The 15,068-nt window shown below is 73.0% G+C and carries 13 protein-coding genes; 8 read left to right on the forward strand and 5 right to left on the reverse strand.

The annotated features are described in order from the left end of the window. The first annotated feature begins 75 nt into the window (after positions 1-75). Positions 76-1,959 (forward strand): NHL domain-containing thioredoxin family protein, encoded by a 1,884-nt coding sequence (locus BMW99_RS07025; protein ID WP_075016433.1) that lies wholly within the window; start codon positions 76-78, stop codon positions 1,957-1,959. A 124-nt stretch (positions 1,960-2,083) separates the two neighbouring features. Here BMW99_RS07025 and BMW99_RS07030 read toward each other — a convergent pair whose 3' ends face one another. Continuing rightward, positions 2,084-2,317: a DUF6458 family protein gene (locus tag BMW99_RS07030; protein ID WP_069467714.1), complete on the reverse strand. Its 234-nt coding sequence runs from the start codon at positions 2,315-2,317 to the stop codon at positions 2,084-2,086. A gap of 30 nt (positions 2,318-2,347) precedes the next feature. Here BMW99_RS07030 and BMW99_RS41215 point away from each other — a divergent pair, with 30 nt between their 5' ends. Further along, a complete protein-coding gene (locus BMW99_RS41215) occupies positions 2,348-2,500 on the forward strand; it encodes a hypothetical protein (RefSeq protein ID WP_176735811.1) in 153 nt (50 codons plus the stop codon). A 57-nt stretch (positions 2,501-2,557) separates the two neighbouring features. Here the strand turns inward: BMW99_RS41215 and BMW99_RS07035 are convergent, their stop codons facing one another. Beyond that, positions 2,558-3,856 (reverse strand): M18 family aminopeptidase, encoded by a 1,299-nt coding sequence (locus tag BMW99_RS07035; protein WP_075016434.1) that lies wholly within the window; start codon positions 3,854-3,856, stop codon positions 2,558-2,560. Positions 3,857-3,967: 111 nt separating this feature from the next. After that, positions 3,968-5,794, reverse strand: a complete 1,827-nt coding sequence (locus tag BMW99_RS07040; RefSeq protein ID WP_069465997.1) for an acyl-CoA dehydrogenase — start codon at positions 5,792-5,794, stop codon at positions 3,968-3,970. A 203-nt stretch (positions 5,795-5,997) separates the two neighbouring features. Here BMW99_RS07040 and BMW99_RS07045 point away from each other — a divergent pair, with 203 nt between their 5' ends. Further along, positions 5,998-6,477, forward strand: coding sequence for an SseB family protein (locus BMW99_RS07045; RefSeq protein ID WP_069465998.1), 480 nt, complete (start codon positions 5,998-6,000; stop codon positions 6,475-6,477). Between the two features lie 185 nt (positions 6,478-6,662). Continuing rightward, the gene (locus tag BMW99_RS07050) at positions 6,663-7,625 is read left to right on the forward strand and encodes a pirin family protein (RefSeq protein ID WP_069465999.1); all 963 of its coding nucleotides are present in this window, start codon (positions 6,663-6,665) and stop codon (positions 7,623-7,625) included. Positions 7,626-7,762: 137 nt separating this feature from the next. Here BMW99_RS07050 and BMW99_RS07055 read toward each other — a convergent pair whose 3' ends face one another. Continuing rightward, positions 7,763-8,365: a TetR/AcrR family transcriptional regulator gene (locus BMW99_RS07055; protein ID WP_075016435.1), complete on the reverse strand. Its 603-nt coding sequence runs from the start codon at positions 8,363-8,365 to the stop codon at positions 7,763-7,765. 63 nt (positions 8,366-8,428) lie between these two features. Beyond that, the gene (locus BMW99_RS07060) at positions 8,429-10,747 is read right to left on the reverse strand and encodes an ATP-binding SpoIIE family protein phosphatase (RefSeq protein ID WP_075016436.1); all 2,319 of its coding nucleotides are present in this window, start codon (positions 10,745-10,747) and stop codon (positions 8,429-8,431) included. A 121-nt stretch (positions 10,748-10,868) separates the two neighbouring features. Between BMW99_RS07060 and aspS the strand changes: the two genes are divergently transcribed. From aspS to BMW99_RS07080, 4 genes are all read left to right on the forward strand, one after another. After that, positions 10,869-12,635: an aspartate--tRNA ligase gene (gene aspS / locus BMW99_RS07065; RefSeq protein WP_069466673.1), complete on the forward strand. Its 1,767-nt coding sequence runs from the start codon at positions 10,869-10,871 to the stop codon at positions 12,633-12,635. An 86-nt stretch (positions 12,636-12,721) separates the two neighbouring features. Continuing rightward, entirely contained in the window at positions 12,722-13,273 is a 552-nt protein-coding gene (locus tag BMW99_RS07070) for a SigE family RNA polymerase sigma factor (RefSeq protein WP_069466672.1), read from the forward strand. Continuing rightward, a complete protein-coding gene (locus tag BMW99_RS07075) occupies positions 13,266-14,066 on the forward strand; it encodes a hypothetical protein (protein ID WP_075016437.1) in 801 nt (266 codons plus the stop codon). Before BMW99_RS07070 ends, BMW99_RS07075 begins: the two co-directional genes overlap by 8 nt. 162 nt (positions 14,067-14,228) lie before the next feature. Then, positions 14,229-14,999, forward strand: coding sequence for a L,D-transpeptidase family protein (locus tag BMW99_RS07080; protein ID WP_245791250.1), 771 nt, complete (start codon positions 14,229-14,231; stop codon positions 14,997-14,999). Positions 15,000-15,068: the final 69 nt, after the last annotated feature.

Genomic DNA, 15,068 nt, shown 5'->3' on the forward strand with positions numbered 1-15,068 from the left:
CCCCCTCCCCGCCGTCCCCACCCGGCCGGGCCCCTGATCAGCGCAGTCCGCCACGGCGGTGGCACTCTGGAGGGCATGAACGCACCCTCCTCGTCCCGGCGCCGCGCCCGCGTCCGCGCCCCCCAGCTGATCGGCAAGGGCGGCTGGATCAACACAGGCGACAAGCAGCTCACCCTCGCGGACCTGCGTGGATCCATCGTGATCCTCGATTTTTGGACCTTCTGCTGTGTGAACTGCCTGCACGTGCTGGACGAGCTGCGGGAGCTGGAGGAGCGGCACCAGGACACCGTGGTGATCGTGGGGGTGCACTCGCCGAAGTTCGTGCACGAGGCGGAGCACCAGTCCGTGGTGGACGCGGTCGAGCGGTACGAGGTGCACCACCCGGTGCTGGACGACCCGGAGCTGGCGACGTGGCGGCAGTACGCGGTGCGGGCGTGGCCGACGCTCGTGGTGATCGACCCCGAGGGCTACGTCGTGGCCCAGCACGCGGGTGAGGGACACGCGCACGCGCTGGAGCGGCTCGTCACCCGCCTGGAGCAGGAGCACGCGGCGAAGGGGACGCTGCGGCGCGGCGACGGCCCTTACGTGCCGCCGGAGCCGGTCGCGACGGATCTGCGGTTCCCGGGCAAGGCGGTGGTGCTGCCGGGCTCGGGGCACTACCTGGTGTCGGACTCGACGCGGCACGCGCTGGTGGAGCTCGCGGCCGACGGGGAGACGGTGATCCGGCGGATCGGCACCGGTGAGCGCGGCCTGGAGGACGGCGACGCGGCGACCGCGCGGTTCAGCGAGCCGCAGGGTCTGGCGCTGCTGCCGGACGGCGGCGTCGTGGTGGCGGACACGGTGAACCACGCGCTGCGCCGGGTGGACGTCGAGACCGGCCGCGTGACGACGGTCGCGGGTACCGGCAGGCAGTGGTGGCAGGGGTCGCCGACGTCGGGTCCGGCCCGTGAGGTGGACCTGTCGTCGCCGTGGGACGTGGCCTGGTTCGAGGACCGGGTGTGGGTCGCGATGGCGGGCGTGCACCAGCTGTGGACGTACGACCCGGAGCGGGAGCGGGTCGAGGTCGCCGCGGGCACGACGAACGAGGGTCTGGTGGACGGGCTGGCGGGGGACGCGTGGTTCGCGCAGCCGTCGGGGCTGTCCGCGGACGGCGCGCGGCTGTGGATCGCCGACTCCGAGACGTCGGCGCTGCGCTGGGCGGAGCGGTCGGCGGACGGTGACGGCTACGTGGTGCGGACGGCGGTCGGCACGGGCCTGTTCGACTTCGGGCACCGCGACGGCGCGGCCGGCCAGGCGCTGCTGCAGCATCCGCTGGGCGTGACGGCGCTGCCGGACGGGTCGGTGGCGGTCAGCGACACGTACAACAACGCGCTGCGCCGGTACGACCCGGTGAGCGGTGAGGTGTCGACGCTGGCGACGGATCTGCGGGAGCCGTCGGACGCGATGGTGGTGGACGGCGACATCGTCGTCGTGGAGTCGGCCGCGCACCGGCTGACGCGGATGCGCCTGCCGGAGGAGGCGGTGCGGGTCGAGGCGGTCGCGCACCGGACGCAGCGGGAGGCCACGGACGTGGCGCCGGGCCCGTTCCGGCTGGACGTGGTGTTCTCCGCGCCGGCCGGTCAGAAGCTGGACGAGCGGTACGGGCCGTCGACGCGGCTGCTGGTCAGCGCGACGCCGCCGGAGCTGCTGAAGGACGGCGCGGGCAAGGGCACGGACCTGTTCCGGGACCTGGTCCTCGACCCGGCGGTGCCGGAGGGCGTGCTGCACGTGTCGGCGATGGCCGCGTCGTGCGACGACGATCCGGACAACGAGTACCCGGCGTGCCACGTCCACCAGCAGGACTGGGGTGTGCCGGTGCGGCTGGTGGACGGTGCCGGGGCGCGCCTGGCGCTGGTGCTGGCAGGCATCGATGAAGGGGCTGAAGGGGCTGAAGGCGCTGAGGGGGTCGACGGGGCGTAGGCGTCCGAGGGCCGACGCGGCCGGCACGGATGACGCGGCCGGGGCGGATGACGCGGCCGAGCGGCGCCGTGGCCGGAGCAGGACGAGCGGATGCTCCGGCCGCGGCGCCGCCCGCGCCCGCCGGTCAGAAGCGGCGCTCGGTGTAGCGCTCCTCCACCACCGGCGGCACGTCGCCGTCGGCGGTGGGGGGCATGCGGCGCCGCTTGAAGATGCTGACGTAGGTGGCGAGTCCGATCGCGCCCACGGCCATCATGATCACCCCGACGAGGTCGAGGTTGACGCCTTTCATGTGCCAGTCGGTGGCGAAGGTGACGATCGCGCCGACGGCTATGAGGATGATGCAGCCTCCGATGCCCACAAGGCCCGCCTCCTGAAGTCGAGTTCGCCAGTGGTCCGGTGGTTCGCCTGCCCCGGCTGGACGCGGGCATGCAGCCGGGCCCTCGGCGGTGGCTCCCCGCGGCAGGGTCTGACGTTCGTGGGGGACGTCGAGCAGGGCGGCGACTACTTCTCCGCGGCCCCCGTCGTGGTCGCCTGCCGCTGACCGGCGGCACGCGGGAGCCGGACCGCGGGCCCGCGCGGCGGAGCCGGGCCCGGTGGCTCAGCCCTGGAGGAAGGCGGCCAGCGCGGACGCCAGCAGGTGCGGGTCGTCGGCGCCGCACAGTTCGCGTGCCGAGTGCATGGACAGGATCGGCACGCCGACGTCGACGGTGGTGATGCCGAGCCGCGCGGAGGTGATGGGGCCGATGGTGGTGCCGCAGGGCATCGCGTTGCTGGACACGAAGTGCTGGAACGGCACTCCGGCGCGGTCGCACGCGGCGGCGAAGACGCCGCGGCCGGTGGCGTCGGTGGCGTAGCGCTGGTTGACGTTGGTCTTGAGGATCGGCCCGCCGTTGGCCCGCGGGTGGTGCGTGGGGTCGTGGCGCTCGGGGTAGTTGGGGTGCACGGCGTGGCCGACGTCGGAGGAGACGCAGACGGTGCCGGCCAGCGCGCGCTGCCGGTCCTCGAAGGTGCCGCCGCGGGCGTGCACCGAGCGTTCCAGGACGTTGCCGAGCAGCGGGCCCTGGGCACCGGTGTCGGACTCGCTGCCGTTCTCCTCGTGGTCGAAGGCGGCCATGACGGGGATGTACGGCAGCGCGTCGCCGTCGGCGGCGGCCGCGGTGAGGGCGGCCAGGCAGGCGTGCACGGACAGCAGGTTGTCCAGCCGCGGGGAGGCGAGCAGTTCGCGGTCGCGGCCCAGGTAGGCGGGCGGCTGGACGTCGTGGGCCATCAGGTCCCAGCCGACGACGTCGGCGGCGTCCAGGCCGGCCTCGTCGGCGAGGAAGGCGACGAGGTCGCCCTCGTGGGGGTCGCCGAGGCCCCACAGCGGCTGCAGGTGCCGCTGCTTGTCGAGCTTGAGGCCGTTGTCGTTGACGCCGCGGTCGAGGTGGACGGCGAGCTGGGCGACGCGCAGCAGCGGCCGGTCGACGTTCACCAGGCGGGTGGAGCCGTCGCGCAGCGACAGCCGGCCGGCCAGGCCCAGGTCGCGGTCGAGCCAGCTGTTGAGCAGCGGGCCGCCGTAGACCTCCACGGCGATCTGGCGCCAGCCGGCGGAGCCCATGTCGGGCAGCGGCTTGACCCGCAGGTTGGGGGAGTCGGTGTGGGCACCGACGACGCGGTAGGGCGTCTCGGGGCGGGCGCCCGCGGGCACGTACCAGGCGATGATCGCGCCGCCGCGCAGCACGTACTTCCCGCCGGCCGACGCGTCCCAGCGGTCGGTCTCCTCGAGCCGGCGGAAGCCCGCCTTCTCCAGCCGCGCGGCGGCCGCGGCCACGGCGTGGTACGGCGACGGTGCGGACGGGACGAACGCGGCCAGGTCGTCGGTGTGGGTGCGGTCGAACACATGCGGCTGAGCAGTCATGGCCGCCAGCTTAGTTTCGGCCACGCGCGACGGGCCGCCGTCATCGAGGACGGCGGCCCGCCGCGGTGCGCTCGCGGGGCCCGGGGGCCCGGCGGGGAAGGTCCGGAACGGTCAGAAGGCCGTCTCGTCCAGGTCCATCACGTCGAGGGTGACGGCCTCGGCGAGGGCCCGCTGGCCGCCGACGCCCGGCAGGATCTGCGTGGCGAAGAACGTCGCCGCCGCGATCTTGCCGGCGTAGAAGGCGGCGTCCTTGCCGGTGGCGGCGGGCAGCTTCTCCGCGGCGACGGCCGCGCCGCGCAGCAGCAGGTAGGCCACGACGACGTCGCCGGAGGCCAGCAGCAGCCGGGTGGTGTTCAGGCCGACCTTGTAGATCGAGCGGACGTCCTTCTCGGTGGCGGCGAGGTCGGCGAGCATGGTGCCGACGATCGCCTCCAGGTCCGCGGCGGCCTTGGCGAGCTGCTCGCGCCCGGCGGCCAGCTGCTCGCCGCCCGCGGCCTCGGCGAGGAACTTCTTGATCTCCTCGCTGAGCGAGGTCAGCGCCTGGCCCTGGTCGCGGACGATCTTGCGGAAGAAGTAGTCCTGGCCCTGGATCGCCGTGGTGCCCTCGTAGAGGGTGTCGATCTTGGCGTCCCGGATGTACTGCTCGATCGGGTACTCCTGCAGGTAGCCGGAGCCGCCGAAGGTCTGCAGCGACTGGGCCAGCTGCTCGTAGGACTTCTCCGAGCCGTAGCCCTTGACGATGGGCAGCAGCAGGTCGTTGAGGCCGTGCAGGCGGGAGGCGTCCTCGCCGGTGGCCTCGGCGGTCTGGATCGCGTCCTGGACGGAGGCGGTGTAGAGCACCAGGGCCCGCATGCCCTCGGCGTACGCCTTCTGCGTCATCAGCGAGCGGCGCACGTCGGGGTGGTGGGTGATGGTGACCTTGGGCGCGGTCTTGTCCATGAACTGCGACAGGTCGGTGCCCTGCACGCGCTCCTTGGCGTACTCCAGCGCGTTGAGGTAGCCGGTGGACAGGGTGGCGATGGCCTTGGTGCCGACCATCATCCGGGCGAACTCGATGATCCGGAACATCTGCCGGATGCCTTCGTGCTTCTCGCCGATCAGCCAGCCCTTGGCGGGGTGCTTGTCGCCGAACGTCATCTCGCACGTGTTGGACGCCTTCAGGCCCATCTTGTGCTCGACGTTGGTGGCGTAGACGCCGTTGCGCTCGCCCAGTTCGCCGGTCTCGAAGTCGAACTCGTACTTCGGGACCATGAACAGCGACAGGCCCTTGGTGCCGGGTCCGGCGCCCTCGGGGCGGGCCAGCACGTAGTGGATGATGTTCTCGGACATGTCGTGCTCGCCCGAGGTGATGAAGCGCTTGACGCCCTCGATGTGCCAGGTGCCGTCGTCCTGACGCACGGCCTTGGTGCGGCCGGCGCCGACGTCCGAGCCGGCGTCCGGCTCGGTGAGCACCATGGTGGAGCCCCACTGCTTCTCGACGGCCAGCGCGGCGATCCTCTTCTGCTCCTCGGTGCCCTCCTCGTAGAGGATGCCGGCGAAGGCCGGGCCGGAGGAGTACATCCAGATCGCCGGGTTGGAGCCCAGCACCAGCTCGGCGTAGGACCAGATCAGGGAGCGCGGCGCGGTGGTGCCGCCGATGTCCTCGGGCAGGCCCAGCCGCCAGTACTCGGCGTCCATGAACGCCTGGTAGCTCTTCTTGAAGGTGTCCGGGATCGGCGCGGTGTTGGTGTCGGGGTCGAAGACCGGCGGGGTGCGGTCCGCGTCCGCGAACGACTCGGCGAGTTCGTTCTCGGCCAGGCGCGCCAGCTCACCGAGGATGTCCTTCGCGGTCTCCACGTCCATCTCCGCGAACGGACCCGTGCCGTAGAGCTGGTCGCGGCCGAGTACCTCGAAGAGGTTGAACTCGATGTCGCGGAGGTTCGACTTGTAGTGGCCCATGACGACGGCTCCGTATCGCTGCTGCTGTCACAACTGGTCGGTAGGTGATCAAGAAGTGAAGACGAGTGGCTGTACCGAAATGATGCTACCCGTCAGTAATAAGACGCAACCCCTCACGGTCCGATGTGACGGTCCCCTCGCCCGCCGCGGGATTCCGGCCGCCCGGCGGCCGGGGGGTGCCGGGCTTCGTTAGGCTAGGGGCCGTGTACGGCTACGAGCAGAGCGTGAACCCTGGGCCCGGCGGACCGGTCCCGGGTGGTGCGTCCATGCCCGGCCCCATGGGTGGCGGCTACCAGGAGCCCGCACCGGCCTATCCCGAGCCGTCGCCGCCGTCGCTGGCCGACGCGGTGCGGGCCTTCACCACCGGGTCGATGTCCGCGGAGGACTTCCAGGCGGTCTTCGCCACGTCCAAGGTCTACTGCCCGCGCGGCGAGAACCCCGGCTTCCTGGCGCTGCACGACACCCAGCAGCCGGTCATCCCGATGTTCAGCTCGCTCAAGGAGCTGCGCCGTTACGCCGGCAAGGAGTCCAAGTACTTCGTGATCACCGGCGCCGAGGTGCTCGACCTGCTGCCGACCGGCTACGGCTTCGTGATCGACATCGACGGCCAGCACCGCATGGTGTTCGACGCGAAGGCCGTCGAGCAGATGGTCGAGTTCACCATGCGCCGGATGTACGGCTGACGCGCTGCCGCGCGGCACCCCTGCGTCCCACTCCTTCCTCGCCCCTTCCTCTCCGCTCTCTCGCTGTTTCCCCTGCACTTCCTCTCCATCGCACCGCGCTCACGCGTGAGGGAATGGCTACGCCTTGCGAGATGTTAAGAGTTCAACTAACTTGATGGAGACACCACCGCAAGGAGGCACCCCACATGCCCGCAGTGACCGTTGAGAACCCGCTGGCGCTGCCGCGGGTGACCGCGGAGCCGGACGCCGCACCGCGTTCCGCGCGCTCCGTGTCCACGGCGCCCACCGGTTTCGAAGGAGAGGGATTCCCGGTCCGCCGCGCCTTCGCGGGCGTCGACTACCGGCACCTCGACCCGTTCATCATGATGGACCAGATGGGCGAGGTGGAGTACGCGCCGGGCGAGCCCAAGGGCACCCCGTGGCACCCGCACCGCGGCTTCGAGACCGTCACGTACATCATGGACGGCACCTTCATCCACCAGGACAGCCACGGTGGCGGCGGCACCATCACCAACGGTGACACCCAGTGGATGACCGCCGGGTCCGGCCTGCTGCACATCGAGACCCCGCCGGAGTCCCTGGTGATGAGCGGCGGCCTCTTCCACGGCCTGCAGCTGTGGGTGAACCTGCCGAAGGCGGACAAGATGATGCCGCCGAAGTACCAGGACATCCGGGCCGGCGGGCTGAAGCTGCTGACCTCCGAGGACGGCGGCGCGCTGATCCGGCTGATCGCCGGCGACCTCGGCGGGCACCAGGGGCCGGGCGCGACCCACACCCCGATCACGATGATCCACGTCTCGGTCAACCCCGGCGCGCAGGTCACCCTGCCGTGGCGGTCCGACTTCAACGCCCTCGCCTACGGCCTGGCCGGCCGCGGCTTCGCGGGCCCGGAGAGCCGGCCGTTCCGCATGGGGCAGGCCGTGGTCTTCGGCAACGGCGAGTCGCTGACGATCCGCGCCGACGAGTCGCAGGAGTCCCGCTCGCCGAACTTCGAGGTGGTCCTGCTCGGCGGCCGCCCGATCCGCGAGCCGATGATGCAGTACGGCCCGTTCGTGATGAACACCCACGCCGAACTGGCCCAGGCCTTCGACGACTTCCAGGCCGGCCGGCTCGGCACCATCCCGGCGGACTCGCCGTACGGCCACTGACCTCACCGTGGCACCGCCGCGCAGGGGCCGGGCACCGCACACCGCGGTGCCCGGCCCCTGCCGCGTGCGGGCGCACGGCGTGCGGGCCCGCGGTCCGGTGGCGGACGGGGGCAGGGCCCGCGATCCGGGGCGCCGTCCTATGCGGGCGGGCGCGGCGTGAGCAGGGTGCGCAGGCCGTCGCTGAACGGCGCCGGGTCGTCGAGGTCGAACACGCTGCGCTGCAGCACGTACCCCTGGATCAGGCCGACCACCGCGCGGGCGCAGGCCGCGAGGTCCGCGTCCGGCGGCAGCTCGCCGCGGTCGCGGTAGCGGCCCATCAGCTCGGTCAGCAGGCCCAGCAGGCGGGTGAAGCCCACCTGGATGCTGGCCCGCAGCCGCGGTGAGCGCATGGACTCCGACCAGATCTGCAGCAGCACGTCCTGCGTCTCGTCGTCCAGCATCGGCGCGATGGGCGCGCTGGGCACCCCGGACAGCAGCTCGGGCAGCGGCGGCAGCGGCTCCTGCGCGAAGTAGCGCGCCAGGTCCTCGGCGGACCGCGCGATGGTCTCCTCGGCGATCGCGGTGATCAGCTCGTCCTTGCCGGAGAAGTACCGGTAGAAGGCACCGGCCGAGATCCCCATCGCGCCGAGCAGGTCCTGCATGGACGTGGCGTGGAAGCCGTTGGCGGCGAAGCAGCGCCGCGCGGCGTCGAGGATCTGCCGGCGTCGCGCGTCGGTGTGTTCCTGGGGCACCCGGGGCATGGGGCCAAGGTAAAGCGAACGATCTTTCCTGACAATCAGCGGCCGCCGTCCGCCCCAGGTCGGCTACCGGTCCGCGGCCGGCCGCTCCCCGGGATCGTCCCCGCCGTCCCCGCCGCCGTCCGCCTCGCCGTCAGGGCCGCCGTCGGGCCCGCCGCCCCCGGGGTCGAGCAGGTTCTCCAGTGCCTCCAGGCCCTCCAGGCTCTCCAGGTCCGCGTCCTCGAAGCCCGCGATGGCGTCGAGGTTCGTCAGGCCCGCGACGGCCGCGGTCGCCCCGCCGCCCGCGTCCGTGCCCGTCGCGCCCGCCGTGTCGGCCGCGGTGTCCGCCGCTGCGGCGTCCAGCGGCGGCCGCGCCTCCAGCAGCTCGAACCAGATGGACTTGCCGTCGCCGCGCGGGTCCACGCCCCACGCGTCGGCGAGCTCCTCCATCAGCAGCAGGCCGCGGCCCGAGGAGGCCATCTCGCCGGGGGAGCGGCGGTGCGGCATGTCGTCGGAGCGGTCGCCGACCTCGACGCGCAGGCTGCGGGTGCCCGGCATGCCGGTGACCTGCGCGACCAGCGTCGCGTCCTCGTCGGTGTGCACCAGCACGTTGGTGATCAGCTCGGAGACCAGCAGCACCGCGGACTCGCGCTGGTCGGCGGAGGACCAGTCGTGCAGCATCGCGCCGATGTCGTGGCGGGCCGAGCGGATCTGGCCCGGGTCGTTCTGCCGCACGGTGAGCACGGTGCGGCGCACCGGGACGGCGCAGGTGGGGCCGTCGGGGTCGCGGCGCAGCAGCACCAGGGCGATGTCGTCCTCGCGGCGGTCGGCCAGCGGGCCGGTGGTGTGGTGGGACGCGGGGCCCGCCACGGCGCCCACGAGGGCGTCGGCCAGCTGCTCCAGCTTCTCGGCCGGACCCGCCTCCATCACCTCGGCCAGCCGCCGCCAGCCGGTGTCCATGTCGTGGCCGCCGGTCTCGATCAGGCCGTCGGTGCACAGCAGCAGCACCTCGCCCGGCTCCAGCACCAGGCGGGTCGTGGGGTAGTCGGAGTCGGGCCGGACGCCCAGCGGGAGCCCGCCGGCGGTCCGGCGCAGGATCGTGGTGCCGTCGCCCAGCCGGATGGTCGGCTCGGGATGTCCCGCGCGCGCCACGTCCAGCGTGCCGGTGGCGGGATCGACCTCCATGTACAGGCACGTCGCGAAGCGCACATCGTCCCAGGCGGCCTCGTCCGCGAGGCCGGCCAGGAAGCGGGACGCGCGGGAGAGCACCGCGTCGGGGCCGTGCCCCTCGGCGGCGTAGGCGCGCAGCGCGATCCGCAGCTGGCCCATGATCCCGGCGGCCCGCACGTCGTGGCCCTGGACGTCGCCGATGACGAGCGCGGAGCGGCCGGACGGCAGGTCGATCACGTCGTACCAGTCGCCGCCGACCTGCAGGCCCCCGCCGGTCGGCACGTAGCGGGCGGCGACCGCCATGCCGTCGATCTCCGGCTCGCGGGCGGGCAGCATGGTCCGCTGCAGGCCGTCGGACAGCGCCCGCTCGGACTCGTGCAGGTGGGCGCGGGACAGGGCCTGGGCCAGCATGCGGGCGACGGTGGTGAGCACCGACCGCTCGTCGGGGGTGAACTCCACCGGCTCGCGGAACGCGGCCATCCACGCGCCGATCGTGGAGCCGGCGACGACCAGCGGCAGGTACGCCCACGAGGTGCGGCCGTACGGCTTGACCATCGGCCAGCTGTACGGGAAGCGCTCCTGGTACGCCTCGGGCGAGTGCACGTACACCGCCTGACCGGTGCGGACCACCATCGCGGCGGGGTACTCGGCCTCCAGCGACACGTCCAGCAGGGCGGTGTCCAGCACCTCCTGGCCGTGGTGGCCGATCAGCGACAGCCGGTCGCCCTCGACCCCGAAGACGGCGTGGCCGTCGGGCGAGAAGCCGGGCATGGACAGGCCGGCGGCGACCCGCAGCACCTCCGCGGTGGAGTCGGCCTCGGCGAGCGCCCGGCCGGCGTCCAGCAGGAACGCCTCACGGGACCGCCGCCAGTCGCCGGCCGGTGCGGCGCCGCGCTGCGCGCGGTGGCGCACCTCGTGCAGGGTGCCGCTGAGCAGCGGGCCCTGCGGGCGCAGCCGGGCGCGCACGGTGCGGTGCACGGTGCCGTCGTCGCCGACCACGCGCAGCATCGACTCGGCCACCGTGCCCTCGGCCGTGGCCAGCGAGACCGCGCCGGCCAGGGCCACGTAGTCGGCGGGATGCAGGCAGGCGCGGACCTCGGACGAGCGGTGCGTGGCGGGGCCGCCGGACAGCCCGAGCAGCCGGGCCGCGCGCCCGTCGACCGTGACCGTGCCGGTGGACTCGTCCCACTGCCACAGTCCGTGACCGACGGCGGCGAGGACGTCCTCGGTGCGCATTTGCCCAGTTTATGGGGAGAGGTGAGATTTGGGTCAAGCGATCCAGATGGGGGAGGGACCCGTCACGCCGGTAGGCTGTGCGGGTTCCCCCTCTATCGCGACGACCCGACTTGGACGAACGATGCACCGGTACCGGTCCCACACCTGCGGAGAGCTGCGCGCCACCGACGTCGACTCCGACGTCCGCCTGTCCGGCTGGCTGCACAATCGCCGCGATCTGGGCGGCATCCTCTTCGTCGACCTGCGGGACCACTACGGCTTCACCCAGCTCGTCGTGCACCCCGGCTCGCCGGTCTACGACCAGCTCGCCGGGCAGTCCAAGGAGTCGGTGCTGCGGGTGGACGGCCGGGTGCTGGCCCGTTCCGCCGAGAACGTCAACCCGGAGCTGCCGACCGGCGAGGTCGAGGTCGAGGTGACGGGCATCGAGGTGCTCGGCGCCGCCGACCAGCTGCCGTTCCCGGTCTTCCCGGAGGACAACGCCAACGAGGAGATGCGGCTCACCAACCGCTTCCTCGACCTGCGCCGCCAGCGCATGCACCGCAACATCATGCTGCGCACGCAGGTCATCGCCTTCCTGCGCCGCGAGATGACCGCGCTCGGCTTCAACGAGATGGCCACCCCGATCCTGTCGGCCACCTCGCCCGAGGGCGCCCGCGACTTCCTGGTGCCCTCCCGCGTGCACGCCGGGAAGTTCTACGCGCTGCCGCAGGCGCCGCAGCAGTTCAAGCAGCTGCTGATGATCTCCGGCTTCGACCGCTACTTCCAGATCGCGCCGTGCTTCCGCGACGAGGACTCCCGCGCCGACCGCTCGCCCGGCGAGTTCTACCAGCTCGACGTCGAGATGAGCTTCGTCGAGCAGGAGGACGTCTTCGGCGTCATCGAGAAGGTCATGACCGACCTGTTCACCGAGTTCGGCAACGGCCGCACGGTGACCTCGCCGTTCCCGCGGATCCCGTTCCGCGAGGCGATGCTGAAGTACGGCAACGACAAGCCGGACCTGCGCACCTCGCTGGAACTCGTCGACGTCTCCGCGGTGTTCGCGGACTCGGGCTTCAAGGCGTTCGCCGGCAAGCACGTGCGGGCGCTGGCCGTGCACGACACCGCCGACCAGCCGCGCAAGTTCTTCGACTCGCTCGGCGAGTACGCGGTCTCGCTCGGCGCGCAGGGCCTGGCCTGGGTGCGCGTCGGCGACGGGAACGCGCTGACCGGCCCGATCGCCAAGTTCCTCACCGAGCAGGACGTCGCCGCGCTGCTGGGCGCGGTCGGCGCCAAGCCGGGCACCGCGATCTTCTTCGGCGCAGGCGAGTTCGACGAGGTCTCGAAGATCATGGGCCCGGTCCGGGTCGAGGCGGCCAAGCGCGCCGGGCAGTTCGACGAGGACGTCTTCCGGTTCTGCTGGATCGTGGACTTCCCGATGTTCGAGCGCAACGAGGACACCGGGCAGATCGAGTTCTCGCACAACCCGTTCTCGATGCCGCAGGGCGGCCTGGACGCGCTGCTGACCAAGGACCCGCTGGACATCCTGGCCTGGCAGTACGACATCGTCTGCAACGGCATTGAGCTGTCGTCCGGCGCGATCAGGAACCACGAACCCGACGTGATGTACAAGGCGTTCGAGATCGCCGGGTACGACCGGGCCACCGTGGAGGCCGAGTTCGGCGGCATGCTGCGCGCGTTCCACTACGGCGCCCCGCCGCACGGCGGCATCGCCCCGGGCGTGGACCGCATGGTCATGCTGCTCGCGGACGAGCCCAACATCCGCGAGACGATCGCCTTCCCGCTGAACCAGAACGCCCAGGACCTGCTGATGGGCGCGCCGTCGGAGGTCACCGAGGCCCGTCTGCGGGAGCTGCACATCTCGCTGCGCAAGCCGCCGCAGAAGTCCTGACCCGACGCACCTGAAAGGGGGCACCCACGGCGGGTGCCCCCTTTCGTGCTGCCGTGCGAAGAAGTTTTCGGGGTAGGGCAACCCGCATGGGGGGTCACGGGGTTCAACGGGTGTGGAGAGGACACACGGTGAGCGAACCCGGGTTCGAGGAGTGGGTTGCGGCCAGGGGCCCCAGGCTCCTGCGCGTCGCCTGGCTCCTCACGGGCGACGCGCACCTCGCCGAGGACCTGCTGCAGACCGTGCTGGCCAGGATCTGGCCCAAATGGCCCCGGATAGCCGGGGAGAACCCGGAGGCCTACGCCCGCAAGGCCCTGGTGCACACCCACGCCTCGTGGTGGCGCCGCCGCTGGCGGGGCGAGCTGCCGCACGGCGAACTGCCGGACCTGGCCGGCCCGGACGACCCGTTCGCGGAGGTCGACCTGGAGCAGGCCCTGGCCGCGGCGATCCGCGCGCTGCCGGTGCGGCAGCGCGCGGTCGTGGTGCTGCGCTACTTCGAGGACCTGAGCGTCGCCGAGACGGCCGAGGTGCTGCGCTGCTCGGAGGGCACGGTCAAGAGCCAGGCGTCGAAGGCGCTGCACTCGCTGCGCGACCGGCTGCCGGCCGCCGTGGCCGCGGACGGAGGTGGTCTCGGTGACTGACCACGACGACCTGTGCCCGGGCCCGGGCCCCGGCACCACCGCCGAGGCCGCGGAGCACGAGCTGCGTGTGCTGCTGGAGCGCGCGGTGCCCCAACTGCCCGCGCCCGCCCAGCGGCTGGAGAGCGTACGGGAACGGGTGCGGCGGCGCAGAAGGCGCCGGGCCGCCGGGGTGTCCGTCACCGCGGTGGTCGCGATCGCGGCGGCCGGACTGCTGCTGCCCGGCGCCGGCGACCGGGACGGCGGCCGCCCGCAGGCCTCGGCCAGCCTGGCCCCGCCCGCCTCGGGCAGCGCCTCCGCCACCTCACCGCCCCTCCCGACGGTGCCGCCCGGCTACGACCTGATGCCCTTCGACAACCTCGCGGGCCTGCGGCTGGTGCTGCCGTCGGACTGGGTCGCGCTCTCCGCGGTCGGCTCGACCCGGGCCTACGTCTCCACGCAGTCCCTCGGCCTGCCCCAGGGCGGCTGCGAGCACCAGCTCGACGACTTCTGCACGCCGCTGGACCGCACCCTCGCGGACGACGGCGTCCTGGTGCAGTTCTCCCTCGTCTCCAGCAAGGGGCTGACCGGCAAGCTGCGCGGGACCGCCGACACCACCGGCGTCACGGCCGTCAGCGTCCAGCCGGTGCTGACCGCCTGCCGCACGGTCGGCGGCACCGAGCAGCTGGGCACGGTGATCCTCGGCGCCGCGGACTCCCCCGTGATGGTCGCCGCGACCGCCTGCATGGCGCACCCGCGCCCCGCCCAGGAGGCCCGCGTGCGGGCCGTGCTGTCCACGGCCCTCGTGCCGTCCTGAGCCCCCTGACCGCGTTCCCCTCCGTTCGCCCCCGCACGCCTCCGTACGCCGCGTGAGGGCGTCCGGCCCGCCGCCCTGGGCGGCGGCGTTCACCCCGACTCCGACCCAGCCGTGACCTTCCTCGTGAAAGGCCGTTCTCCGAACATGCGCACAGCCCGCCGAGTGACCCTGCCCGCGGCCGCCGCCGTCCTCGCCGCACTCGCCGCGTCCACCCTGCTGACCGGATGCGGCGGCGACGCCTCCGGCGCGCAGCCGTCCCGGGTCTCCGAGGTCGCGCCGCTGGGGACCGTGCCGCCGCAGGTCGGCGGGGCCGGCAAGCAGGCGCCCGTGCCGCAGCCCGCCGGGCTGCCCGGCGTCGGCCCGCGGACCCTCGCCGGTATCCCCGCGGACGCCCAGCAGGCGGTGCTGGTCACGGGTGCAGGGCGCGACGCCACGACGGCGAAGGTCACCCTCTTCCGGCACGACCCGGAGGCGGGCTGGGTGCCCGCGGGCCCGGTGTGGACCGCGCACAACGCCGCCCACGGCTGGACCGCGGACCACCACACCGGTGACCTGCGCAGTCCCGTCGGCGTCTTCGGCCTCACCGACGCCGGCGGCCGGCTGGCCGACCCCGGCACCCGGCTCACCTACGACCACGCGCCGATCGGCTTCACCGTCCACGGGACCGGCGTCGACGGCGAACCCCTCAGGGGCGCCTTCGACTACGTCATCGCCATCAACTACAACCGCCAGCCGGGGACGTCCCCGCGCGACTGGACGCGCCCGCTCGGGCAGTCCCGCGGCGGCGGCATCTGGCTGCACGTGGACCACGGCGGCCCGACCGAGGGCTGCGTGAGCCTGCCGCCCGAGGCGATGCGGACCCTGCTGCGCGACCTGGATCCGGCGCGGCACCCCGTCGTGGTGATGGGTGACGCCGCGTCCCTGGCCCGCTGAGGCCGCGCAGACCCTCCAAGACGCCGCTGCCGGCCCCGGGGAGCCGGGGCCGGCAGGAGGCGCGCGGAG

Origin of the sequence: Actinacidiphila rubida, from assembly GCF_900110255.1 — a bacterium.
Taxonomy (GTDB): Bacteria; Actinomycetota; Actinomycetes; order Streptomycetales; family Streptomycetaceae; genus Actinacidiphila; species Actinacidiphila rubida.

What these genes read in the sequence shown, in the direction of transcription:
- BMW99_RS07025 (WP_075016433.1), top strand. Translation starts at nt 76, where the DNA reads ATGAACGCACCCTCCTCGTCCCGGCGCCGCGCCCGCGTCCGCGCCCCC.
- BMW99_RS07035 (WP_075016434.1), bottom strand. Translation starts at nt 3,856, where the DNA reads ATGACTGCTCAGCCGCATGTGTTCGACCGCACCCACACCGACGACCTG.
- BMW99_RS07040 (WP_069465997.1), bottom strand. Translation starts at nt 5,794, where the DNA reads ATGGGCCACTACAAGTCGAACCTCCGCGACATCGAGTTCAACCTCTTC.
- BMW99_RS07050 (WP_069465999.1), top strand. Translation starts at nt 6,663, where the DNA reads ATGCCCGCAGTGACCGTTGAGAACCCGCTGGCGCTGCCGCGGGTGACC.
- BMW99_RS07055 (WP_075016435.1), bottom strand. Translation starts at nt 8,365, where the DNA reads ATGCCCCGGGTGCCCCAGGAACACACCGACGCGCGACGCCGGCAGATC.
- BMW99_RS07060 (WP_075016436.1), bottom strand. Translation starts at nt 10,747, where the DNA reads ATGCGCACCGAGGACGTCCTCGCCGCCGTCGGTCACGGACTGTGGCAG.
- aspS (WP_069466673.1), top strand. Translation starts at nt 10,869, where the DNA reads ATGCACCGGTACCGGTCCCACACCTGCGGAGAGCTGCGCGCCACCGAC.
- BMW99_RS07070 (WP_069466672.1), top strand. Translation starts at nt 12,722, where the DNA reads ATGGGGGGTCACGGGGTTCAACGGGTGTGGAGAGGACACACGGTGAGC.